14 protein-coding genes are annotated in these 23,899 nt (G+C 63.1%); 6 read left to right on the plus strand and 8 right to left on the minus strand.

The window, feature by feature from the left end:
* Positions 1 to 334: 334 nt before the first annotated feature.
* Positions 335 to 1,789, plus strand: coding sequence for an NCS1 family nucleobase:cation symporter-1 (locus tag J3P89_RS07255; protein ID WP_434572548.1), 1,455 nt, complete (start codon positions 335 to 337; stop codon positions 1,787 to 1,789).
* On the opposite strand, the gene J3P89_RS07260 is transcribed toward J3P89_RS07255, so the two are convergent.
* Entirely contained in the window at positions 1,790 to 2,962 is a 1,173-nt protein-coding gene (locus J3P89_RS07260; RefSeq protein ID WP_434697129.1) for a YbfB/YjiJ family MFS transporter, read from the minus strand. It abuts the gene before it with no gap.
* A 103-nt stretch (positions 2,963 to 3,065) separates the two neighbouring features.
* Here J3P89_RS07260 and ptrR point away from each other — a divergent pair, with 103 nt between their 5' ends.
* Together ptrR and J3P89_RS07270 are read left to right on the plus strand one after the other, a co-directional pair.
* The gene (gene ptrR / locus J3P89_RS07265; protein WP_434697130.1) at positions 3,066 to 3,959 is read left to right on the plus strand and encodes a putrescine utilization regulator PtrR; all 894 of its coding nucleotides are present in this window, start codon (positions 3,066 to 3,068) and stop codon (positions 3,957 to 3,959) included.
* 139 nt (positions 3,960 to 4,098) lie between these two features.
* Positions 4,099 to 4,227: a PA1414 family protein gene (locus J3P89_RS07270; protein ID WP_256222727.1), complete on the plus strand. Its 129-nt coding sequence runs from the start codon at positions 4,099 to 4,101 to the stop codon at positions 4,225 to 4,227.
* A gap of 289 nt (positions 4,228 to 4,516) precedes the next feature.
* Here J3P89_RS07270 and J3P89_RS07275 read toward each other — a convergent pair whose 3' ends face one another.
* The 4 genes from J3P89_RS07275 to speB form a co-directional block, all read right to left on the minus strand.
* A complete protein-coding gene (locus J3P89_RS07275; RefSeq protein ID WP_434697131.1) occupies positions 4,517 to 5,905 on the minus strand; it encodes a sodium:solute symporter in 1,389 nt (462 codons plus the stop codon).
* 201 nt (positions 5,906 to 6,106) lie between these two features.
* Complete coding sequence (locus tag J3P89_RS07280) at positions 6,107 to 7,612, minus strand: purine-cytosine permease family protein (RefSeq protein WP_434697958.1); 1,506 nt, start codon at positions 7,610 to 7,612, stop codon at positions 6,107 to 6,109.
* Positions 7,613 to 7,663: 51 nt separating this feature from the next.
* The gene (locus J3P89_RS07285; RefSeq protein WP_434697133.1) at positions 7,664 to 8,071 is read right to left on the minus strand and encodes a YybH family protein; all 408 of its coding nucleotides are present in this window, start codon (positions 8,069 to 8,071) and stop codon (positions 7,664 to 7,666) included.
* 9 nt (positions 8,072 to 8,080) lie between these two features.
* Positions 8,081 to 9,031: an agmatinase gene (gene speB, locus J3P89_RS07290; protein ID WP_045155351.1), complete on the minus strand. Its 951-nt coding sequence runs from the start codon at positions 9,029 to 9,031 to the stop codon at positions 8,081 to 8,083.
* A 344-nt stretch (positions 9,032 to 9,375) separates the two neighbouring features.
* Between speB and J3P89_RS07295 the strand changes: the two genes are divergently transcribed.
* Positions 9,376 to 10,269 carry a LysR family transcriptional regulator gene (locus tag J3P89_RS07295; RefSeq protein WP_434572557.1) on the plus strand — a complete coding sequence of 298 codons (894 nt, stop codon included), beginning with the start codon at positions 9,376 to 9,378 and terminating at the stop codon, positions 10,267 to 10,269.
* A 2-nt stretch (positions 10,270 to 10,271) separates the two neighbouring features.
* Positions 10,272 to 10,865 carry a tRNA-uridine aminocarboxypropyltransferase gene (locus J3P89_RS07300; RefSeq protein ID WP_434697135.1) on the plus strand — a complete coding sequence of 198 codons (594 nt, stop codon included), beginning with the start codon at positions 10,272 to 10,274 and terminating at the stop codon, positions 10,863 to 10,865.
* 159 nt (positions 10,866 to 11,024) lie between these two features.
* Here the strand turns inward: J3P89_RS07300 and J3P89_RS07305 are convergent, their stop codons facing one another.
* The 3 genes from J3P89_RS07305 to J3P89_RS07315 form a co-directional block, all read right to left on the minus strand.
* Positions 11,025 to 12,389: an HlyD family type I secretion periplasmic adaptor subunit gene (locus J3P89_RS07305; protein ID WP_434697137.1), complete on the minus strand. Its 1,365-nt coding sequence runs from the start codon at positions 12,387 to 12,389 to the stop codon at positions 11,025 to 11,027.
* A gap of 207 nt (positions 12,390 to 12,596) precedes the next feature.
* A complete protein-coding gene (locus J3P89_RS07310; protein WP_434697139.1) occupies positions 12,597 to 14,756 on the minus strand; it encodes a type I secretion system permease/ATPase in 2,160 nt (719 codons plus the stop codon).
* 18 nt (positions 14,757 to 14,774) lie between these two features.
* Positions 14,775 to 16,133: a TolC family outer membrane protein gene (locus J3P89_RS07315; RefSeq protein ID WP_434697141.1), complete on the minus strand. Its 1,359-nt coding sequence runs from the start codon at positions 16,131 to 16,133 to the stop codon at positions 14,775 to 14,777.
* Positions 16,134 to 16,585: 452 nt separating this feature from the next.
* On the opposite strand from J3P89_RS07315, the gene J3P89_RS07320 reads away from it, so the two are divergent.
* On the plus strand, positions 16,586 to 23,707 hold the full coding sequence (locus J3P89_RS07320; protein WP_434697143.1) for a retention module-containing protein: 7,122 nt from the start codon (positions 16,586 to 16,588) through the stop codon (positions 23,705 to 23,707).
* The last annotated feature ends 192 nt before the right edge of the window (positions 23,708 to 23,899 follow it).

A 23,899-nucleotide genomic window follows, 5' to 3' on the forward strand; every position in this document is an offset into this window, starting at 1 on the left:
CGCAGCGGGCCCCGGCGTCCTTCCTGACCTACCGTGGCGATAAGGACATTGTTTGGGGCCGCTTCGCAGCCCAGCGGGAGCAAGCTCCCTCGCCACGGTGATTTCCCCTGTATACAAAAATCTGCACCCTAAGCATGCACCCGCGCCCCGTTCGTGGGCGCATGCCTGTGCTCGCTCGGCCTTCCCTTGCTCTGCAAACCGCGGTTTGTCGCGGATCTTGCACCTGTGGCACGCATTCTGCGTAGCAACCCGTATACAAACCATGCCGGCTCCCGTGCGCAGTGTGGTGGACAATCAATTCGGGGGCACGGCGGTACTCAAAAGGAGCCCCGCAATGTCCGAGCAATTGCCCAACGGCTACAGCCCCCGTCTCTATAACGAAGACCTGGGGCCGCTGCCGCAGAAATGGAATTGGTACAACATCTTTGCGTTCTGGATGAGCGACGTGCACAGCGTCGGCGGCTATGTGTTTGCCGCCAGCTTGTTCGCTCTGGGCCTGGCGAGTTGGCAGGTGCTCATCGCGCTGCTCGGCGGGATTTGCATTGTGCAGTTGATCGCCAACCTGGTCGCCAAGCCGAGCCAACAGGCGGCGGTGCCTTATCCGGTGATATGCCGGCTGGCGTTCGGCGTGTTTGGGGCGAATATTCCGGCCGTGATCCGCGGCTTGATCGCCGTGGCCTGGTATGGCATCCAGACGTATCTGGCGTCCAGCGCACTGATCATTGTGGTGCTGCGGTTCTTTCCTTCGATGGAAGCCTACGCAACGCCGCATTTTGCCGGTTTGTCCTACCTGGGCTGGTTCGGTTTCCTCGGGTTGTGGTTTGTCCAGGCGCTGGTGTTCTGGACGGGCATGGAGTCGATCCGGCGTTTTATCGACTGGGCCGGGCCGGTGGTGTATGCGGTGATGTTCCTGTTGGCCGGCTGGATCGTCTGGAAGGCCGGTTGGAGCAACATCAGCTTTACCCTGGCCGAGAAATCCCTGTCTGGCTGGCAGGCGTTCGGCCAAGTGATCGTGGCAACAGCCCTGGTGGTCTCGTATTTTTCCGGCCCGACCCTGAATTTCGGTGATTTCAGCCGGTACTGCCGGAGCATGTCTGACGTGCGTCGGGGCAATTTCTGGGGGCTGCCGGTAAATTTCCTGGCCTTCTCGCTGGTCACCGTGGTGATTGTGTCCGGGACGTTGCCAGTGTTCGGCGAAATGCTCCATGACCCGATCGCCACCGTGGCGCGCATTGACAACGACGTAGCGGTGTTGCTGGGGGCTTTTGCCTTCGTGACCGCGACCATCGGCATCAATATTGTCGCCAACTTCGTGTCCCCGGCCTTCGACTTCGCCAACGTGGCACCGAGCAAGATCAGTTGGCGCGCCGGCGGCATGATCGCGGCGGTGGCCTCGATTTTCATCACGCCGTGGAACCTGTTCAACAACCCTGAAGTAATCCACTACACCCTGGACGTTTTGGCGGCGTTTATCGGCCCGTTGTTCGGCATCTTGCTGGTGGATTACTACCTGATCAAAAAGCAGCAGATCGACGTCGACGCGCTGTTCAATGATGGGCCGAGCGGGCGTTATTACTACAGCGGCGGCATCAACTGGACGGCGGTCAAGGCGTTGATTCCGGCGACGCTGATGGGCGTAGCAATCACCTTCACACCGCTGCTGCAACCGATGGCCAACTTTGCCTGGTTCACCGGGTGTTTCCTCGGCGGGGTGCTGTATTTCGCCTTGGCGCGGCGTGAGCCAGCCCTACAACTGAATACCTCGCTCAACCCGGCTGGCCAGGCCTGATCAGCGCAGGGCGGTCTGCGCGCAGGGGCTCGTCGCGCCACGTCTGGCGGGCCGCAGCAACAGTCCGCCGGCCAACAGCAGTCCGCTGCCGGCGACGATCAGTGCCGGTTGCAGGTCGCCACTGAAATGGCTGCTCAGCGCCGCCAGCAGGGGGCCGCTGAGTTGGCCAATGGCAAAACACGCGGTCAGCAGGCCGATGTTGCGCTGAGTCGCGTGGGGCGCCAGTTCCCGGGCACGCATCACCATCAGTTGCATGCAGGCGAGAAACGGCGCGCCACAGAGAAAAACGCCCAGGGCCAGACCCGAGCCGCTGCCCAGCAGGCAGGCAAACACGCCAGCGGCTTGCAGCCACAACGTCGCCATCAGCCAGCGACTGGTGGTGTTCGGGTTTGGCCGGCGCAGGCTCACCAGCAGCACACCGGTGGCGGCGGCCAGGCCGAAGCAGGGCCAGAACAGGTCGGCCTGCCATTGCCCGTGAAATTGCGCCGAAGCCATCTGCGACAGAAACGTCGCTGGAATAATGTAGCCCACGCCATACAAGGCGTAGACCACGCAAAGACGGGCGATGCCGCTGCTGCCGGAAGCGACGACTGGCGCTGCGAGGGTGGCCGCCGGCGCGGGTTTCGGCAGGGCCGGCAGGATGACCAGCAGCATCAGCAGTGCCGCGCCGGCATACACCAGCCACAAGGTGGCGGATGTCTGGCCCAACAGGTTCGAGCCAAGGGCCAGCAAGCCCGTAAGAAAAATCCCCATGCCCGGCCCGGCAAAGACCAACGCGCCCAGCCGAGGCCGTCCCGCTGCCGCCGCCAGGGGTTGGCTCAACGCGGTGATCATCACCATCACCCAGGCGCTCGCCACGCCGGTGCCAAAGCGCAGCGCCAGGTGCGGCCAGAAGCCCCAGGCCCAGAACGACGCCAGCGTCAGCAGCACGCATAACCACAGGCCGCCCAACAGCCGTCGCTGCACCTGTTCGGCGCGACGGGCGAACATGGCGTCCAGCGCGCCGAGGAAGTAACCCAGATAGTTGGCGGCGGCAATCAGACCGGCGGCGGTCAAGTCGACCTGACCTTCGCCGATCAAATGAGGTAACTGCGGTGTAAGGGCGAAGCGGCCGATGCCCATGGCCATCATCAAGGCAATGAAGCTGGCGAGCAGGCGAATCAAGGGCGACATGGTCGATCTCCGGCGTCGAGGTGATTGACCGTCAGGCTAGAACCGATTGACTTTCATTAAAAATGAATAATAGTGAGTAACTTGTTCTTTTTTGGAGAATGTCGTGGAGTTCAGCCAGTTACGGATTTTCCAGGCCGTGGCCGAGGAAGGTTCCATCACCCGGGCGGCCGAGCGCTTGCACCGGGTGCCCTCGAACCTCTCGACCCGGCTCAAGCAGCTCGAAGAGCAGCTTGGCGTGGACCTTTTCCTGCGCGAGCGTCAGCGTTTGCAATTGTCGCCTGCGGGAAAAGTCCTGTTGGACTACGCGACCAAGCTGTTCGCCCTGCATGACGAAGCCCATGCGGCGGTGCAGGGCGGCCAGCCGGCCGGGGATTTTGTGTTGGGCACGATGTACAGCACGGCGGCGACCCATCTGCCGGACTTGCTGGCGGCTTACCACCGGGCCTACCCGGCGGTGAACCTGCAAGTGCAATCGGGGCCGAGTGGAGAATTGCTTGAAGGTCTGCTCACCAATCGCCTCGATGCGGCGCTGGTGGACGGTCCGCTGGAGTTGGCCGGGCTGGATGGCGTGCCGTTGTGCGACGAGCGACTGGTGCTCATCACCGAGGCCGACCATCCACCGGTGCGCAGCGCGCTGGACGTGCAAGGCCGTGCAGTGTTCACCTTCCGGCGTGGCTGTTCCTACCGGATGCGCTTGGAAGCCTGGTTCGCCCATGATCATGCGACCATGGGCCGGGCGATGGAAATCGAGTCGTACCAGGGGATGCTGGCCTGTGTGATTGCCGGCTCCGGAGTGGCGCTGATGTCCGAGTCGATGCTCGCCAGCCTGCCGGGGCGGGAACGGGTAAATGTGCATGCGTTGGCCGAGCCGTTTGCCAGCGCGACGACCTGGTTGATGTGGCGCAAAGGCATGGTCGGCGCCAACCTGAACGCCTGGATCGAGTTGCAGCAACAAGCGTGGCCGCGGGCGCCAATGATCACGGCGCAATCGGCTTGAACTCCCCGCGTGGGATTTGGATCAATTCAGTAACAGATCATTGCAATCTGTAACGAGCATTGCGTAGGACTTCGGACTATTATCAGTGCGAAGGGGCCACAGAAATCTGCCGCTCGCACCACCCTGAGGGGGCACCACGATGAAAGAGAAAATCCAGAACTGGCTTCACGACTTGGGTGTCGCGCTCGGCCTGATCGAACCGCCCATGCAGCCGATTCCGATCCGCACCGACGACGAGCAACGCCGCCGCCAGCCGCGCCGCCGGTAAACCCACTTTTTTGGAGAGATCGCAGTCTCGGGCCGTTTCAATTGAAACGGCCCGAGACTGCGATCTTTTTTATTTGTGTCATGAGCCCTCCTGTGGCGAGGGAGCTTGCTCCCGCTGGCCTGCGCAGCGGGCCCCGGCGTCACGTCTGACACACCGTGGTGATAGATGCATCTTGGGGCTGCTGCGCAGCCCAGCGGGAGCAAGCTCCCTCGCCACGGGGATCGATTTGGCAAAAAAGGGGCATGGCCACCGACGCCATACCCCTCGAAGAAAACTCTCCGCTACCTGATCAAACCGCCTTGGCCACCACTTCCGACCGTGGCGATAGCAGGCTCACCACCACGAAGCTCACCAACGCCACGCTCAGGCTGTAGTAGATCGGCGTGTTCGCATCCAGTCCATCCTTGAACATGAAGAACAGCGCGGTGACGAAGCCCAGCGACATGCTGGTGATCGCGCCGGCGGTGGTTGCGCGTTTCCAGTAGATCGCCCCGATCAACGGGATCAGCATGCCGCCGACCAGCAGGTTGTAGGCCAGTGTCAGGGCGCTGATCACGTCGCTGACGACCAAGGCGATAGCCAATACCACCGCGCCCAGCAGCAGGGTCGCGATACGGTTTTCGTGAACGTCGCCGTCGCCGCTTTCACGGCCCTGGCGCAAGCGGGGCAGCAAGTCCTGGACCACCGTGGTGGATGCCGCGAGCAGGCCTGCTGCGGCGGTGGACATCAATGCCGCCAACGCGGCTGCGATCACCAGGCCGCGAATGCCGTTGGGCAGGCTGGTTTGCACCACACTGGCGAAGGCGTTGTTGACGTTTTCCAGGTCCGGCAGCAAGACTTTGGCGGCCATGCCGATCAGCGCACCGGCCAGGCCGTAGAGCACGCAATACAGGCCGGCCGCGGTGCCGGCGACTTTCGCCACGCCTTCGCTACGGGCGGTGAACACCCGTTGCCAGATGTCCTGGCCGATAAAGATGCCGAAGAAGTAGATCAGGAAATACGTGAGGATGGTGTCCCAGCCGATGGCGGTGAAATCGAAATAACGCGCCGGCAAGGCCGCCACCATCGCGTCCCAGCCACCAGCGTCACTGATGGACATTGGCATCAGCAGAAACACCAGGCCGATGGTCATGATCAGGAACTGGACGATGTCGGTCAGGGTCAGCGACCACATGCCACCGATGGTGGAATACAACACCACCACGCCGCCGCCCACCAGAATCGAAACCCAGAAGGGCAGGCCGAACAGCACCTGCATGACCGTGCCGATGGCGATGGTCGAGGTGGCGCCGATCATCAGCGCATAGACCAGCATGATCACCGCGCTGGCATGGCGCGCGGCCGGGTTGTAGCGACGCTCCAGCACCTGGGTTACGGTGTAGATCTTCAGCTTGAGCAACGGCTTGGCGAGGAACAGGCTCAGCCCGACGATGCCCAGGCCGATGGCGCCGCATAGCCAGAACCCGGAAATGCCGTGGACGTAACCCAGACGCACGGTGCCGATAGTCGACGCGCCGCCCAGCACAGTGGCGGCCATGGTGCCCAGGTAAAAGCCCGGACCGAGGTTGCGCCCGGCGACGAGGTAGTCGTCACGGGTCTTGGCGCGGCGCATGCCGTACCAGCCCAGGGCGATCATGCCGGTGGCGTAGATGAGAACGACGATTAAATCCAAGGCCATGATGGCGTGTCTCCGGTTGTCTTTTTTATGGGGGCGAGGCTGCTGGCGCTGACACCGCAGCCTCGGTGCGAACGGGCTTTCGTGGCGTGGGAGCTTGCTCCCGCTCGACTGCGCAGCAGTCGCCGCTTTTCAAAGTCAGGAACCTTGGGGTCGCTGCGCAACCCAGCGGGAGCAAGCTCCCTCGCCACGGGAATTGGTCAGTCAGGCGGCCTGTCGCAGTTCTGACGGGTTGAGCGGATCAGCGCTTCGCGGATCCTGCGGCCCATACACCGCCGCCGGTTCCGGAAACAGCCCGAGCAACAGCAGGTACACCACCGAAGCCAGCCCCAGGGTCACCGGCAGGCTGACGTCGATGCCACCGGCCAGCTCTCCCAACGGCCCGACGAATTGCCCCGGCAGGTTGACGAAGCACAGCCCCACCAGTGCGCTGGGAATCCACGCCCCCAGGCCGCGCCAGTTCCAGCCATGGCTGAACCAGTAGCGCCCGCCGGTTTCGCCACGGGTGAACACTTGCAGGTCGTCCGGGCAGTAGAAGCCGCGGCGCACCACCAGGCCGATGATCATGATCACCATCCACGGCGTGGTGCAGGTGATGATCAGCACGGCGAAGGTAGAGACGCTCTGCACCAGGTTCGCGGCGAAGCGCCCGATGAAGATGAACGCAATCGACAGCACGCCGATCAGCAGCGTCGCCTTGACCCGCGACAGCAGTCGTGGGAACACGCTGGACATGTCCAGCCCGGTGCCATACAGCGAGGTGGTGCCGGTGGACATGCCGCCGATCACCGCGATCAGGCACACCGGCAGGAAGAACCAGCCCGGCGAGACCGCCAGCAGGCCGCCCACGTAGTTGTTCGCGGCGATGTAGTCCGGCGCCTTGATCGCGACGATGGTGGCGGTGGCGAGGCCGAACAGGAACGGGATCAGCGTGGCCAACTGAGCGGCGATGACCGCCAGCATGATGCGTGGCTTGGGCGTGTTGCGCGGGATGTAGCGTGACCAGTCGCCGAGAAACGCGCCGAAGGAAATCGGGTTGCTCATGGCCACCAGCGCCGCGCCGATGAAGGCCGCGTAGAAGCCCGGCTGGCCGAGGCTGACCGTGCCGGCGAACTGGCTGTCGAAGCTCGGCGCGAAGGCGAAGATGCCCAAGAGGAACAACAGGCTGGCGGCCCATACGGCGATGCGGTTGACCCACAGCATGAAACGAAAGCCGTAGATGCACACCGTCAATACCAGCAGGGCAAACAGGCCGTAGGCCAGGCCCAGGCTCAGGTCGGTCTCCGGTACGCCGACCAGTCGCTTGGCGCCGCCGATCAGCGCATCGCCTGAACTCCACACCGAGAGCGAGAAGAACGCGATGGCGGTCAGCAGCGACAGGAAGGAGCCGACGATTCGCCCATGGACGCCAAAATGCGCACCCGAGGACACGGCGTTGTTGGTGCCGTTGAGCGGGCCGAACAGGCCCATCGGCGCGAGGATGATCGAACCGACCAGTACCCCCAGCACGATCGCCCAGACCCCGGCCTGGAATGACAGCCCGAACAGCACCGGAAAGCTGCCGAGCACTGCGGTGGCAAAGGTGTTGGCGCCGCCGAAGATCAGTCGAAACAGATCCCCTGGGCCGGCGGTTCGTTGGTGGTCGGGGATCTGTTCGACCCCGTTGGTTTCAATTTGCGTAAGGCTTTTATCGTTATTGTTATTCATGATCTGCTCCGATCATCGAGGCGCGTTCATCGGATGTGAACGTCGCCTGCTTGGCTAAGGGGGTGGCAGCCCTTCCGGCATTGCGGACAAATGTTCATGACAGGCCAGCCATAGGCCTTGTTGTTCTTGGCGAAACACGATGGTTTCGCGCTCCTGGCTAAAGTGCAGCTCCCCTTGCATGCGCAGCTCGGTGGCCACGTCATGGATGAAAATCGCCACGTCCCCTTGCAGGCTGACGAAGGCGTTGCTCGAGGTGCAACGCAGCACCTCGAAGCCATCCTCGGCGCGCCAGCGGTCCCACAAGGCCTGGTAGGCCTCGCGTGACAGCAGCGGCTGTTCGAGGGTGTAGAACACGAAGCTCGCATCAGCGCTGAAAGCGCCGAAGTAAGCCTCGCGGTCATTACGGGCAAAGGCCGACACCAGCTCGGCGGCGGCCTTGAGAACCTGATCTGGATGGCTCATGGCGGCGCCTCAGCGATGGACCACGCCGGGCAGTACGCAGAGCATCTCGTACAGCAGGTTGGCGCCCAGCAGCGAGGTGTTGCCGGTGGTGTCGTACGGCGGCGAAACTTCTACCAGATCGCAACCGACCAGGTCGAGGCCCTGGCAGCCACGGACGATCTCGATCGCCTGGATGGTGGTCAGGCCGCCGATTTCCGGGGTGCCGGTGCCTGGCGCCCAGGCCGGATCGATCCCGTCGATGTCGAAGCTCAGGTACACCGGGCCGCCACCGACTTTCTCGCGCACTTCGGCCATCAATGGGGCCAGAGACTTGTGCCAGCATTCTTCGGCCTGGACCACACGGAAGCCCTGGTTACGGCTCCAGTTGAAATCTTCGGCGGTATAACCCTGGGCGCGCAGGCCGATCTGCACCACGCGATCGCAGTCGAGCAGGCCTTCTTCCACGGCGCGGCGGAAGGTGGTGCCATGGGCGATTTTCTCGCCGAACATGTGATCGTTCACATCAGCGTGGGCGTCGATGTGCACGAGGCCGACCTTGCCGTGCTTTTTGTGGATCGCCCGCAGGATCGGCAGGGTGATGGTGTGGTCGCCGCCCAGCGTCAGGGGGATGACGTTGTGTTCGAGGATCTTGTGGTACGACTCTTCGATGATCCGCACCGCGTCCAGCAGGTTGAAGGTATTGATTGCCACGTCGCCAATGTCCGCCACCGACAGCGAGTCGAACGGCGCGGCACCAGTGGCCATGTTGTAGGGACGGATCATCACGGATTCGGCGCGGATCTCGCGGGGCCCGAAGCGGGTACCGGCGCGCAGGGAGGTGCCGATGTCCAGTGGCACGCCGACAAAGGCTGCGTCCAGGCCGGCGGCGGTGGGCAAATGGGGCAGGCGCATCATGGTGGCGATGCCGCCGAAGCGCGGCATTTCGTTGCCGCCCAGTGGTTGGTGAAGAATCTTGTCCACGGGTAGGGCCTCATCGTTTGTTTTATTTATCAGGGGCCGATTCTGCGAAAAGCCTTCGCCGTGAAGAATCGCTGGTGGCAAATACTTAGTTCAGATTTTTCTAAACTAATGGTAAGTGGGGCGATAGACTCCGCAGCAGCGCAATCCTGGGGCAGACGATTAACCTCTGTGGCGAGGGAGCTTGCTCCCGCTCGATGGCGCAGCCATCGCAGAACCAGCCAACGCGGTCTGCCTGATACATCAAGGTGAATGGTTTTGGGGCCGCTTCGCAGCCCAGCGGGAGCAAGCTCCCTCGCCACAAAAGCACGGCAGGCTCTGTATATGTGTGATCTGGAGATACCCCCATGGCCAACGCTCTACCCGACCTGAAACTGCTGCGCATTTTCGTCAGCGTGGTCCGGCACCAGGGGTTTGCCAATGCCCAGCACGAGCTCAACCTTTCCACGTCGGCGATCAGCACCTACATGAGCCAACTCGAATCGGCCCTGGGCCTGGTGCTCTGTCATCGTGGGCGGGGCGGGTTCAGCCTGACCAGCAAAGGCGAGCTGTTCCATCAGGAAACCCTGCGCCTGTTGGGCGAGCTCGAAGGTTTCGAGCAATACGCCGCGGCGCTCAAGGGCGAGTTGCGCGGTACGCTGAACCTGGGCGTGATCGATTCGACGGTCAGCGACAAGGCGTTGCCGTTCGCCGAAGCCATCGGCGCCTACAGCCAGGAGCACCCGGCGGTGCATTTGCACTTGTCGGTCATGAGCCCCTACGAGTTGCAACTCGGCGTGCAGGACAATCGCCTGGACCTGGCCATCGGCGCGTTTTCCACGCGCATGAGCGGGCTGGTCTATATGCCGCTGTACCGCGAACAGCACTGGTTGTATTGCAGCAACCGGCATCCGTTATTCAACGAACGGCGCATCCCCGAACAACTCATTACCCAGCAGCGTATGGTCGGGCGCGGTTACTGGAGCCAGGCCGAACTGGCGCGCCACGGCTTCAAGCACAGCGCGGCGACGGTAGAAAGTATGGAAGCGCAACTGATTCTGGTGCTGTCAGGTGCCTACATCGGTTATCTGCCCGAGCACTACGCCCAGGCCTGGGTCGACAAGGGCGATCTGCGCGTGCTGCTGCCGGCGACCTTTGGTTATCAGGCGCCGTTTTCGATGATCGTGCGCCGTGGCCGCAGCCGCGAGCCGCTGATCCAGACCTTCCGTGATCTGCTCAAAGCTCAACTGAACCAGGCCTGACCATGTCCAGAATTCAATGTCCGCGTTGCCACCGTCCGCAAAGCCATTGCCTGTGCCCGTTGGTCCCCAGTCTCGACAGCCGCACCCGCGTTCTGCTGTTGCAGCATCCCAGCGAGGTGAGCCATGCCTTGAACACGGCGCGGTTGGCGGCATTGGGCCTGAACAACGCCGAATTGATCGTCGGCGAGGTGTTCGAGGATTTGCCCAGGTTGCTTGATCAACCGGGGTATCAGGCGCGGTTGTTGTTTCCCGCCGACGATGCGCAGCCGATGCAAACCTACGGTCCCAGCGATGACCCGCTGTTATTGGTCGTCCCCGACGGCACCTGGCGCAAGGCGCGCAAGCTGCTGCACCTGAACCCGTTGCTGGCGGCGCTGCCGAGGGTCACCCTGGCCAACGGCGGCGTGTCCCGTTACCGCTTGCGCAAGGCGCCCGGGCCGGGCGCGTTGTCGACGGTGGAGGCGATTGTCCAGGCACTGCAAACCCTCGAAGCACCGACAAGTTTCGAGCCGTTGCTGAGGCCGTTCGAGGCGCTGATCGAGGGGCAGATCGCGGCGATGGGGGAGGAGATCTTCCAAAAAAACCATGGAGGTTAGAAGAACCCTGTGGCGAGGGAGCTTGCTCCCGCTCGGCGGCGCAGCCGTCGTAAAACCCGCTGGCGCGGTCTGCCTGACCCAACGAGGTGAATGGTCTCGGGGCTGCTACGCAACCCAGCGGGAGCAAGCTCCCTCGCCACGGGTTGAGTGGAATCCGGCTCAGCGCTCACGCATCGCCTCGGTCCGCGCCTTCAACACCGGCTTGAGCAGGTAATCCAGTACACTTTTCTCCCCGGTAATGATGTCCACCGTGGCCACCATCCCCGGGATGATCAGCAACGGTTTGGCATCGCCGCCCAAATGGTTTTTATCGGTGCGCACCTGGATCAGGTAGAAGCTGTTGCCCTTGTCATCGGTGATGGTGTCGGCGCCGATCAGTTCGAGCTTGGCGCTCAGGCCGCCATAGATCGTGTAGTCGTAGGCGCTGAACTTGACCATGGCTTTCTGGCCCGGGTGGAGAAAGGCCACGTCTTGTGGGCGGACCTTGGCTTCGATCAGCAGGTTGTCCTCCAGTGGGACGATTTCGACCATGTCGCTGCCCGGCTGGACCACGCCGCCAATGGTGTTGACCTTGAGCTGCTTGATCACCCCACGCACCGGCGAGACCACGGTGGTGCGGGTCACCCGGTCATCGATGGCGATGCTCGATGCGGTGATTTTCGACAGTTCAGTGCGTTTCTCGTTGAGCTCCTTGGCCGCGTCGGAGCGGAAGGACTGCTCCGATTCGTCGATCTTGCTCTTGATCTCGTTGATCGCCGACTCGGCCCGAGGGATCGCCAGGGTGGTGGCGTTGAGTGAGCCGCGCGCCTCCACCGCGCTGCGCTTGAGCCGGAGGATTTCCACCGGTGAAACCGCCCCGGTGCGCACCAGCGGCGCCGACATGTTCATTTCTTCCTGCAGCAAGGACAGGGCGGAGCTGAACTGGCCTTGTTTGGAGCGAAACTCGGCGAGTTCCTGGGTTTTCTGCCGCAGCTGTTCGGTGAGGGTGCGTTGCTCGCTGGCCAGGCGCCGCTGGCGTTGTTGATACAACGAACGTTCGTCCTCGGCCACTTGCGGGGCCTTGGCGGTCACCTCTGCCGACAGCGCAAACGGCCGCCCTTCAGCCTCGGCCGACAGGCGTTCGACCTGGGCCGTGAGGGCATAACGATCGGCCTCGCTCTCGCCCTTGTTTGACAGGAACCGCGTGTCATCCAGGCGCAGCAGGGTCTCGCCCTTGTTCACCATCTGGCCTTCGCGCACGAAAATCTCGGTGACAATGCCGCCTTCCAGGTTCTGGATCACCTGGATCTTGCTTGATGGAATCGCCTTGCCTTCGCCCGTGGTGACTTCCTGCAGCACGGCCAGTTTGGCCCAGACCAACCCGCTGACAATCAGCCCGGCGGCCAGCCACACCGTCACGCGCGAACGCCGGGGCGAGTCCTGCAATGTCGCGCTGGCGGTTTCCGGCATGAACTCGCTTTCGGCGCTTTTGCTGAAACTGCCGAAGTAGCTTCGGGCGGCTGAATCAGGTGTTTGAGCTGGCATGGACGGTACCCGTTGATTAATAGATTCACAGTGCTGCTTTTTGTGGCGAGGGAGCTTGCTCCCGCTCGGCGGCGAAGCCGTCGTAAAACCTGCCGACGCGGTCTGCCTGACACAACCAGGTGAATGGCCTTGGGGCTGTTTCACAGCCCAGCGGGAGCAAGCTCCCTCGCCATGTTTCCCCGGACCAAACAGGATATGTGTCGGCTTCTACACCGCCGCAGACCCCACCCGCCCTTTGCGCAGCGCATCGATCACCGCGTCCTTCGGTCCGTCCGCCACGACCCGTCCGTTTTCCAGCACCACCAGGCGATCCACCAGGCTCAGCATCGAGGTACGGTGGGTGACCAGCAGCACGGTCTTGCCCTGCACATGGGCGTGAAGTTTTTGCCGCAAGGTATCTTCGCTGCTGTTGTCCATGGCGCTGGTGGGTTCATCGAGCAAGAGGATCGGCGGGTCGAGCAGCAGGGCCCGGGCCAGCAGCACGGCCTGGCGCTGACCGCCGGACAGCAGCTGGCCGCGCTCGCCGACCGGGCGATCGAAGCCTTGCGGGTGCTGGCGCGCCAGTTCGGTCACGCCGGTGAGTTCCGCCACCTCCAGCATGCGGCCGTCGCTGATGTAGCGGGCGCCAAGGGTGAGGTTGTCGCGCAGGCTGCCGGCCAGCAGAGGCAGGTCGTGGGCGACGTAGCCGATCTGTTGACGCAGGTCGGCGACGTCCAGTTGCCGCAGGTCCAGGCCATCGAGCAGCAACTGACCTTCCTGCGGGGCATAAAAACCCATCACCAGGCGCGCCAGGGTGCTTTTGCCCGAGCCGCTGCGGCCGATGATCCCGACGCGCTCGCCAGGCTTGAGGCTGAAACTGACGTTCGCCAACGCCGGAGTACTCTGGCCGTCGTAGTGGAAGGTCACGCCGCTGACATCCAGGGCGCCCTGCAATTGGGTGCGCTCCAGCGGACGCTGGCTGGCGTCGCGCTCCTGGGGCAGGGCCATCAAGGCATCGGTGCTGCGCATGGTGAGCTGGGCTTGCTGGTAGCGAGTGATCAGCCCGGCGATCTGGCCCAGCGGCGCGAGGACCCGGCTGCCGAGCATGTAGGTCGCCACCAGTGCGCCGACGCTGAGGTTGCCGGCAATGATGCTGTAGACGCCGGCAACGATGGTTGCCATGCCGGCCAGTTGTTGCAGGAACAGCGTGCCATTGGTTGCCAGCGCCGAAAGGTTGCGGGCGTGGCTGTCGAGGCGGGTGAGGGCGCCATGAGTGCTTTCCCACTGATGCTGGCGTTCGCTTTCGGCGCTGCAGGCCTTGAGGGTTTCCAGGCCGCCGAGGGTTTCGATCAGCAAGGCCTGGCGCTGGGCGCCGAGGGCCAGGCTTTTCTGCACGGTGTCGCGCAGGCGCGCCTGGATGATCATGGCGAAAACCACGGTGATCGGGAACGCCACCACGGGTATCACAACCAGCCAGCCGCCAAGCAGGCCGATCACCACCAGCATCAGCACGGCAAAGGGCAAGTCGATCAGGCTGGTCAGGGTCACGGCGGTGAGAAATTCCCGCAGGCCCTGGAAGTCGTGGATGCTCTGGGCGAAGCCGCCGATGGTCACCGGTTTGGCTTTCATCGCCATGCCGGTGATGCGTTCGAACAGCGTGGCGGAGAGAATCACATCGGTCTTTTTGCCGGCGCTGTCCAGCAGATGAGCCCGCACGACCCGCAACACCAGTTCGAACCCGGTGCCGATCAGCAGCCCGACGGCCAGCACCCACAATGTCGACGTGGCCTGGTTCGGCACCACGCGGTCGTAGGTCTGCATTACGAACAGCGGCACCATCAATCCCAGCAGGTTGATCAGGAAGCTCGCCAGGATCGCGTCGCTGTACAGCCAGCGCGACAATTTCAAGGTGTCACGAAACCAGGCCTCGACTCGCGGCACCAGCGGCGCGCGCAAATCTTCCAGTTCGTGGCGCGGTCGGGCGAACAAGGCCTGGCCGCTGTAGTCGGCGGCCAGCTCCTGGCGGCTGACCCATTGTTCGCCGCCATCGGCTTCGCTGGGCAGGATCAGCGCCTGGCCGTCATCACCCCAGCGGCGCAATATCGCGCAGCGACCTCCGGCCAGAATCAGCATCACCGGCAGATTGAGCGCTGAAATGTCCGCCAGGTCGCGACGCAGCAGCCGCGCCTGCAGACTGGCCCGGGCCGCTGCGCGAGGCAGCAGGTCCAGGCTCAGGCGTTGGTGCGCCATTGGCAACCCGGCGCTGAGGCTGGCGCGGCTGACAGTCGCGCCATGGAGTTTGCAGAGGATCAACAAGCCGTCCAGCAACGGGTCATCGAAGTTCAGGCGCGGGTCGGCGCCGGGGATTACCGGTTCCATGCGGGTCATGTCGATCGCTCCCATGGACTACTTCAGTTCCGGCAGCCGTGCCTGGTTCTTGACTTCGGTCTGGGCGACCGCGTCGGCCGGCAGCACGATCCGCTGTTTGCTCAACAACAGGCCCATATTCGCCAGCACGCGGTACATGGAGTATTCCTCGGTGTAGCGCACCTCGGTGTAGCGACGGTTGGCGTTGTACAGCTCGTTTTCGCTGTCGAGCAAGTCGAGCAGGGTCCGTTGGCCGAGGCCGAACTGGTCTTGATAAGCGGCACGCACGCGGGCGGTGGTGTCGGCGTACTCACGGGCCGTCGGGGTCTGTTTGCGGGCGTTGAGCATCGCGTTCCAGGCCAGGCGCGTGTCTTCGTTGAGTTGGCGCAGGGCGTTGTTGCGGATGTCCATAGCCTGGTTGATCTGGTGGGCGTTGGAGGCCAGCCGGGCCTTGTCGCTACCACCGCGCAACAGGTTGTAGTTCATCACCACACCCAGCCGCCAGTTGTTGTCGTGGCCCTCTTCTCCGCCGAGGTTGTTGTTGGCACCCACCGCCGCTTCCGCATCGAAGCGTGGGTAGAAGGGTGATTTCGCCACTTCATACTGGCTTTCGGCGGACTGGATGTCGGCCTGGGCCGATTTCAGGTACGGGTTGTTATCCACCATGCTCTGCTGAGCTTCGCGCAGGTCAACCGGGATTTCGCCCTTGGTCGACGGCGGGGCTTCCAGCTCATCGGGCATGCGCCCGACCACGCTGTAGAAGTTCGCCTCGGCATCGGCCAGGTCGACCTGGGCGGTATCGTAGTTGTTTTCCGCCAGGGCCCGACGGGCATTGGACTGGTCGGAGTCGGCCGTGCTGCCCACCCCACGCTCGGTGCGCAGGCCGATCTGGTCGTTGACGCGCAGGTGCGCCTGCAGGTTGTTCTTGGCCAGGGTTACCAGCTCGCGACGCTTGAGTACTTCCAGGTAGACCTCGATGGTCCGTAGGGCCAGGTCCTGCGCGGTGCCCTGGGCGTAATAGGCGCGGGAGTTGACCACACCCTTGGTGCGTTCCACTTCGTTGGCGGTATTGAACCCGTCAAAGATCATCTGACGCAGGCGCAGCTCCGACTGGGTGTAGGTGAGGATATTGGTGTGATGGTTGCCCAGCGCCCGGGTGTTGGTGTTGTCGCTGTAGCCCCGACCGTAGCCGGCGTTCAAATCCACCGACGGGAAAAAACCGCCCCGGGCGACCTTGACGTCTTCATTGGCCGACAAACGGCTGTCCACCCGCTGTGCGAGTTCCGGGTGGGTCGCGATGGTGCTCTGTATCGCTTCGGTCAAGGACAGGGCCTGCGCTTGAGAAGAGCAGGCCATGGCCAGCAAAACCGCGCTGCAGAGAGGGGTAAGAACGCGCATGGGATGCATCTCCTGAGGTCTGTTGTGCTTCGTTGTCGCCAGAATATTGACGTGTAAAAGATCAAAACCGTTTCAACCTTGTAACAACACAGCTAAGAACATTCCAGGAAAAGCCTAAGAAGAATTTCTCATAATACTTATTCCAAAAAAAACTTATGAGCTCGGAAAAAACCGGCACATTGTTCAACGGGAAAGCCTTTGTATTTAAGGCTCTTGACGGATTACAGACGTCAATAAAAAGTTCCAGATAAATTTCGAAACGATGTGAAGAAGGGCAAAAAGATTTAAAAGTGAGGCGGTATACGTGACGGTTTTTTGTCGTTGTGGCGAAAATCCGCTACCTTCCGATCTCGCGAAAGCTGGCAGATTTTCCAGATTCTGACGGCCAGCCTGAGTCTCGCTTCTTCACCCAGCACAGGTGCCGACTACGGTTGGCAACGGAGGAAATGCACATGGCAGCGCTCATCGGTACCGTCAGCAAGGTCGTAGGGCAGGTTTTCGCAGAGGCCGCCGGTGGGCTGCGGCGCCCGTTGATCGAAGGTGATCGGTTGTACGCCGGTGAGCACCTGATCACCGGCACTGAGGGGGCGGTAGCGGTGCAGTTGCAGAACGGCCGGGAACTGACCCTGGGCCGCGAAAGTGACCTGACCCTGACCCCGCAGCTACTCGCCAACCAGGCAGCGCCTGTCGACACGCCCGAAGCGCCAGTGCCAAGTAATGCGCAACTGACCGATGTGCAGCAATTGCAGCAAGCCATCGCCGCCGGCGCCGACCCGACCCAGACGGGCGAGGCCACGGCGGCGGGCGCCGAGGGCGGCAACCCGGGCGGAGTGGGCGGTGGGCACAGCTTTGTGCTGCTGGAGGAGGTAGCCGGGGAGGTTGATCCTCTGATTGGCTTCCCAACCGCCGGGTTCAACGGGATTCCCGAGTTTCCACAACTGGAGCTGGCGGCTGATCCGGACGCCAACGATGGCGATGATGGCGATGGAACCGTGCCGCCGGTCATTCCTGAAACGCCGGACAACCCCGTCACCCTTGATGGCGTGACCGTGGACGGCGGAGAGCTGAGCACCAACGAGGCCAACCTTGCCGACGGTACCGCCAGCAATCCTGGTGCGCTGGTGCAAAGCGGCACCTTCAGCATTTCCGCCCCCGACGGCTTGAACAGCCTGAGCATCGGCGGTATCAGCGTGATCGTTGGCGGCGTGGCTTCAGGTTTCCCGCAGTCCGTCACCTCGGCGCTGGGCAACACGCTGACCATCACCGGCTATGACCCGGCCGCTGGCGTGGTGAGCTACACCTATACCCTGACCGACAACGAAACCCATCCGGCGGGCGGTGGTGCCAACACCATCAGCGAGCAATTCCCGGTCGTGGCCGTCGATAACGACGGCGATACGGCCAACGGAACCCTGGACGTCAACATCACCGACGACGTGCCTCAAGCCGTGGACGACAGCCACGCCAGCAGCGCATCGGAGACCCTCGTCACCCTCACTGGCAACGTGTTGCCCAACGATGACCAGGGCGCTGATCGCATACCCACCGGCCCCGACAGCGGGCCGATCATCGGCGGCACGTTCACCGGTACCTACGGCACGCTGGTGCTCAACCCCAACGGTACGTACACCTACACCCTGAATACCAGCGACCCGCAATTCGTTGCGTTGCACGGCGGCGGCAACGGCACCGAAACCTTCACCTACACCCTGACCGACGCCGACGGCGACACCAGCACCGCCAACCTGGTGCTGCAAGTGCACAACAACGATGACCCGGTGATCATCAACGGCCTCGACACCGAGGGCGGCGAGCTGACGGTGCAGGAGAAAAACCTCGGCGACGGCAGCAACCCGGACGCCTCGGCGCTGACCCAGAGCGGCACTTTCACGATCACCGCGCTGGACGGCGTGCAGACCCTGAGCGTCGGCGGCATCACTGTGGTCAGCGGTGGCGTCACTGCGGTTTTCCCGCAATCGATCACCACCGCGTTGGGCAACACCTTGACCGTCACCGGCTTCAACGCCGCCACGGGCGTGGTCAGCTACAGCTACACCTTGCTCGACAACGAAGCGCATCCAAATGCCAACGGCGCGAACAGCCTGGGCGAGCAGTTCAGCGTGGTGGTCACCGATGACAACGGCACCACGGCCACCGGCAACCTGGACGTGAACATTGTCGATGACTTGCCTCAAGCCATCGACGACAGCAACGCCGGTACTGCCTCGGAAAACAACCTGACCCTGACCGGCAGCGTGCTGCCCAACGACAGCCAAGGCGCCGATCAGGTGGCGTCCGGGCCGATTACTCCCGGCACTTTCACCGGCACCTACGGCACGCTGGTGCTCAACGCCGACGGCTCCTACACCTACACGCTCAACCCTGGCGACACCGATTTCAAAGGCCTGCATGGCGGCGGCAACGGCAGCGAAACCTTCACCTACACCCTGACCGACGCCGACGGCGATACCAGCACTGCCAACCTGGTGTTGCAAGTGCACAACAACGACGACCCGGTGATCATCAACGGCCTCGACACCGAGGGCGGCGAGCTCACGGTGCAGGAGAAAAACCTCGGCGACGGCAGCAACCCGGACACCTCGGCGCTGACCCAGAGCGGCACTTTCACCATCACCGCGCTGGACGGCGTGCAGACCCTGAGCGTCGGCGGCATCACTGTGGTTAGCGGTGGCGTCGCTGCGGGTTTCCCGCAATCGATCACCACCGCGTTGGGCAACACCTTGACCGTCACCGGCTTCAACGCCGCCACGGGCGTGGTCAGCTACAGCTACACCTTGCTCGACAACGAAGCGCATGCAAATGCCAACGGCGCGAACAGCCTGGGCGAGCAGTTCAGCGTGGTGGTCACTGATGACAACGGCACCACGGCCACCGGCAACCTGGACGTGAACATTGTCGATGACGTGCCTCAAGCCATCGACGACAGCAACGCCGGGATCGCCTCGGAAAACAACCTGACCCTGACCGGCAGCGTGCTGCCCAACGACAGCCAAGGCGCCGATCAGGTGGCGTCCGGGCCGATTACTCCCGGCACTTTCACCGGTACCTACGGCACGCTGGTGCTCAACGCGGACGGCTCCTACACCTACACGCTCAACCCTGGCGACACCGATTTCAAAGGCCTGCACGGCGGCGGCAACGGCAGCGAAACCTTCACCTACACCCTGACCGACGCCGACGGCGATACCAGCATCGCCAACCTGGTGCTGCAAGTGCACAACAACGACGACCCGGTGATCATCAACGGCCTCGACACCGAGGGCGGCGAGCTCACGGTGCAGGAGAAAAACCTCGGCGACGGCAGCAACCCGGACGCCTCGGCGCTGGCCCAGAGCGGCACGTTCACCATCACCGCGCTGGACGGCGTGCAGACCCTGAGCGTCGGCGGTATCACTGTGGTCAGCGGTGGCGTCGCCGCCGGTTTCCCGCAATCGATCACCACCGCGTTGGGCAACACCTTGACCGTCACCGGCTTCAACGCCGCCACGGGCGTGGTCAGCTACAGCTACACCTTGCTCGACAACGAAGCGCATCCAAATGCCAACGGCGCGAACAGCCTGGGCGAGCAGTTCAGCGTGGTGGTCACCGATGACAACGGCACCACGGCCACCGGCAACCTGGACGTGAACATTGTCGATGACTTGCCCAAGGCCCACGCCGACTCCGCCTCGGTGGAAGAGGGCGCGACGGTCAGCGGCAACGTGCTGAACAACGACGAGGGCGGCGCCGACGGGCCTGCCGCCAGCGGCGCAGTGATCGGCGTACGCGCCGGCAGCGATACATCGACCTCCGCCGTAGGCGGCCTCAACAGCCAGATCAATGGCACCTACGGCTACCTGACCCTGGACGCCAACGGCAACGCGGTCTACCACAGCAACCCGAATGCCGTCAGCGCACCGGGCGCCACCGATGTGTTCACCTATACCGTGCGCGACGCCGATGGCGACGAGAGCACCACGACCATCACCATTGACGTCTACAACAGCTGCCTGGCCGCAACCCCTGACCAGGAAATCCGCGTCTATGAAAAAGCCCTGGATCTCAACCAGGATGGCCAGGATCTGGCCCCCGGCACCGTCACCGGCAGTGCGCCGAATGCCAGCAGTGAAACCGCGAGCGGCAGCCTTGTCGGCTCGGTGACCGGTGCCGTCGGCGCCGTCACCTTCGCCCTGATCGGCAATGCCACTGGCGCCCATGGACAACTGTTGCTCAACCCGGACGGTTCGTACACCTACACCCTGACGTCGCCCGCCACGACAACGCCCGCCGCCAATGATGGTCCGAACGTGTTGAGCGAAAGCTTCACGTATCAAGCTACGGACTCCCTCGGCAACAGCGTCACCAGCACCATCGTCATCAACATTGTTGACGACGTGCCCAAGGCGCATTGTGATACCGCCGCGGTGGTGGAGGGCGGGACGGTCAGCGGCAACGTGCTGGATAACGACGTGCTCGGCGCCGATGGTGGCGTGGTGATCGGCGTGCGGTCCGGCAACGATACGTCAAGCCCGGCCAACGGCGGCCTGAACAGCCAGATCAACGGCACCTACGGCTACCTGACCCTGGATGCCAATGGCAACGCGGTCTATCACAGCAATCCGGACTCCGTTGGCGTACCGGGTGCCACCGATGTATTCACCTACACCGTGCGCGACGCCGATGGGGATGAAAGCACCACGACCATCACCATCGACGTGCACAACAGTTGCCTGGTGGCTGAAACCGATCATGACGTCACCGTTTACGAAAAAGCCCTGGACCTGAAACAGGATGGCCAGGACCTGGCCCCCGGCACCGCCACCGGCAGCGAGCCGGGCAGCACCGGCGAAACCGCCACCGGCACCTTGGTCGGTTCGGTCAGCGGTGCAACCGGCGCCGTGACATTTGCCTTGGTGGGAGACGCCAATGGCGCCCACGGCCAGTTGCTGCTCAATGCCGACGGCTCTTACACCTATACGCTGACCTCGCCGGCGAATACCACGCCGCATGCCAACAATGGCCCGAACGTATTGACCGAAAGCTTCACCTATCAGGCCACCGATTCCCTGGGCAACAGCACCACCGGCAACCTGGTGGTGAGTATCGTCGACGATGTGCCCAAGGCTGTCGCGTCCGAGCGTTCGGTCACGGCGGTGGAGATCGATTCGAACCTGCTGATCGTGCTCGACGTGTCCGGCAGCATGAAAGACGATTCCGGTGTGCCGGGCCTCTCGCGAATGGACCTGGCCAAACAGGCGATCAGCGCCTTGCTCGACAAATACGACGACATGGGCGACGTGAAAGTCCAGCTTGTGACCTTCAGCGGCAGCGCCACCGGCCAGAGTGCCGTGTGGGTGGACGTGGCAACCGCCAAGACACTGATCGCCGCGCTGAAGGCGGACGGTGACACCAATTACGATGCGGCCGTGGAGATGGCCAAGACGGCGTTCGCAACACCGGGGCAACTGACCGGCGCCCAGAACATTGGCTATTTTTTCTCCGACGGCAAGCCGACCAAGGGCGACATCGGCCCGGCGGACGAGGCCGCGTGGAAGGCCTTCCTCGACGCCAACAGCATCAAGAATTACGCCGTCGGCCTGGGCAGCGGCGCCAGAAACGTCAATCTTGACCCTCTGGCCTACGACGGCAGCACCCACACCAACACCAACGCGGTGGTGGTGACTGACTTGAACCAGCTCAATTCGGTGCTTTCCGGCACGGTGCAAGGTGTGCCGGTTACCGGCAGCCTGTTTGGCGAAGGCGGCTCGTTCGGTGCCGACGGCGGGTTTATCAAAAGCCTGGTGGTGGACGGCACGACCTACAGCTACAACCCCGATGCCAACGGTGGCCAGGGCGCGCTGGCCGTCAGCGGCGGGGCCAACCACGGCACCTTCAACACCGCGACCAACACCGTCAGCATCGCCACCGGGCATGACGGCATGCTCGTGGTGAATCTTGATACCGGCGCGTTCAGCTACACCTCCCAGACCACCACCAGCACTTTGATCACCGAGAACATCGGCTACACCCTCAGCGATAACGATGGTGACCTGGCGGGCTCCAACCTGGTGATCAAGGTCCAACCCAACAGTGCGCCCGTGGCGGTCGATGACAACGTCATCACCAACGTGCTCTCGGGCAACATCGTGGTTCCGGGTGAACTGCTGCTGGGCAATGACAGCGACGCCAACGGCGACCCGCTCTCCGCATCGCCGACCAGTTTTAACACCGGTTGGGTGGCCAGGGGCGCGGATTTCACCGGCAGCACCGGTACCGCCAGTTTCACTGGCAACAACGCCCAGTCGATCAGCCTCAACCGCAGTGCCTTCGTCGCCAACACCGCGAGCATGACCGCAGTGCTGGTGGTCAGCGGGGCGCTGGGAGCGGTGTCGAACAACAACGCCAACGATGAAGACCGGCTCAACATCAGCCTCAAGCAAGGCGAAACCCTGACCCTGGATCACAATCTCACGGCCGGTCGCATCGCCATGGAATATTCGCTTAACGGCGGCCCCTTCATCGCAATCAACGACGGCGCCTCGTTCACCGCGGCGGCGGATGGCAATTATCAGATCCACGTCACCAACATTCCCAACCCCGGCAATGGCAACGCCAATGCCTCGGAAAATTACCAACTGACCCTGACCGTCAACTACGCCGGTGCCCAGGACACTGCACCCGATTATCACGGCAGCTACACTGCCAGCGACAACCACGGCGGCAGTGACTCCGCCGGGGTGGGCATCAGCTATCAGGCGGGCCACACCCTGACGGGGACCACGGGCGACGATGTACTGCTGGCCGGCAATGGCAACAACGTGCTCAACGCCGGCGACGGCAACGACATCCTCAGCACCGGCGCGGGCAACAACACCTTGCATGGCGGGGCTGGCGATGACTTGCTCTACAGCAGTACCGGTAACGACCTGCTCGACGGCGGCACTGGCAACGACACCGCCAGTTATGCCCATGCCACCGGCGGCGTCACGGTAAATCTCGGCCTGCTGGCCGGACAGAACACCCTGGGGGCCGGCACCGACACCCTGGCTGGCATCGAGAACCTGGTCGGCTCGAACTTCAACGACCACCTGACCGGCGACAGCCTGAGCAATCGCATCGACGGCGGCCTCGGCCATGACGTGCTCAACGGCGGTGACGGCGATGACCTGCTGATCGGCGGCCTGGGCAACAACACCCTCACCGGTGGCAACGGCGCCGACACGTTCCAATGGCAAGCGGGCAACAGCGGTCACGACGTCATCACGGATTTCACCCCGGGCCTCGACAAACTCGACCTGTCGCAACTGCTGCTGGGCGAGAACGGCAGCGCGGCGTCGCTTGATGACTATCTGCACTTCAGCGTGACCGGCAGTGGAGCCTCGTTGATCACCAGCATCGACGTCAGCAGCACCGCCGGCGCCACGCCGAACCAGACCATCGACCTGGCCGGCGTCAACCTCGCCAGTCACTACGGCGTCACGCCGGGCGCGGGCGGGATGATCGGCGGCGCGGATACCGCGACCATCATCAACGGCATGCTGAACGACCATTCGTTGAAGGTCGACACAGTGTGAGATGAGCTGAAACGACAAAACCCGCCATCTCTGCTCTGGAGATGGCGGGTTTTTCATTTTGGCCCGCGCAAAATTTTCCCGGACCCAGGCATGCCTGAAGACACAGCTGTCGTGGCGAGGGAGCTTGCTCCCGCTCGGCTGCGCAGCAGTCGTAAAATCGGCAGGCGCGGTCTGCCTGGGGAATCGCATCAG

Source organism: Pseudomonas sp. Z1-14, assembly GCF_051132005.1.
Lineage (GTDB): Bacteria > Pseudomonadota > Gammaproteobacteria > Pseudomonadales > Pseudomonadaceae > Aquipseudomonas.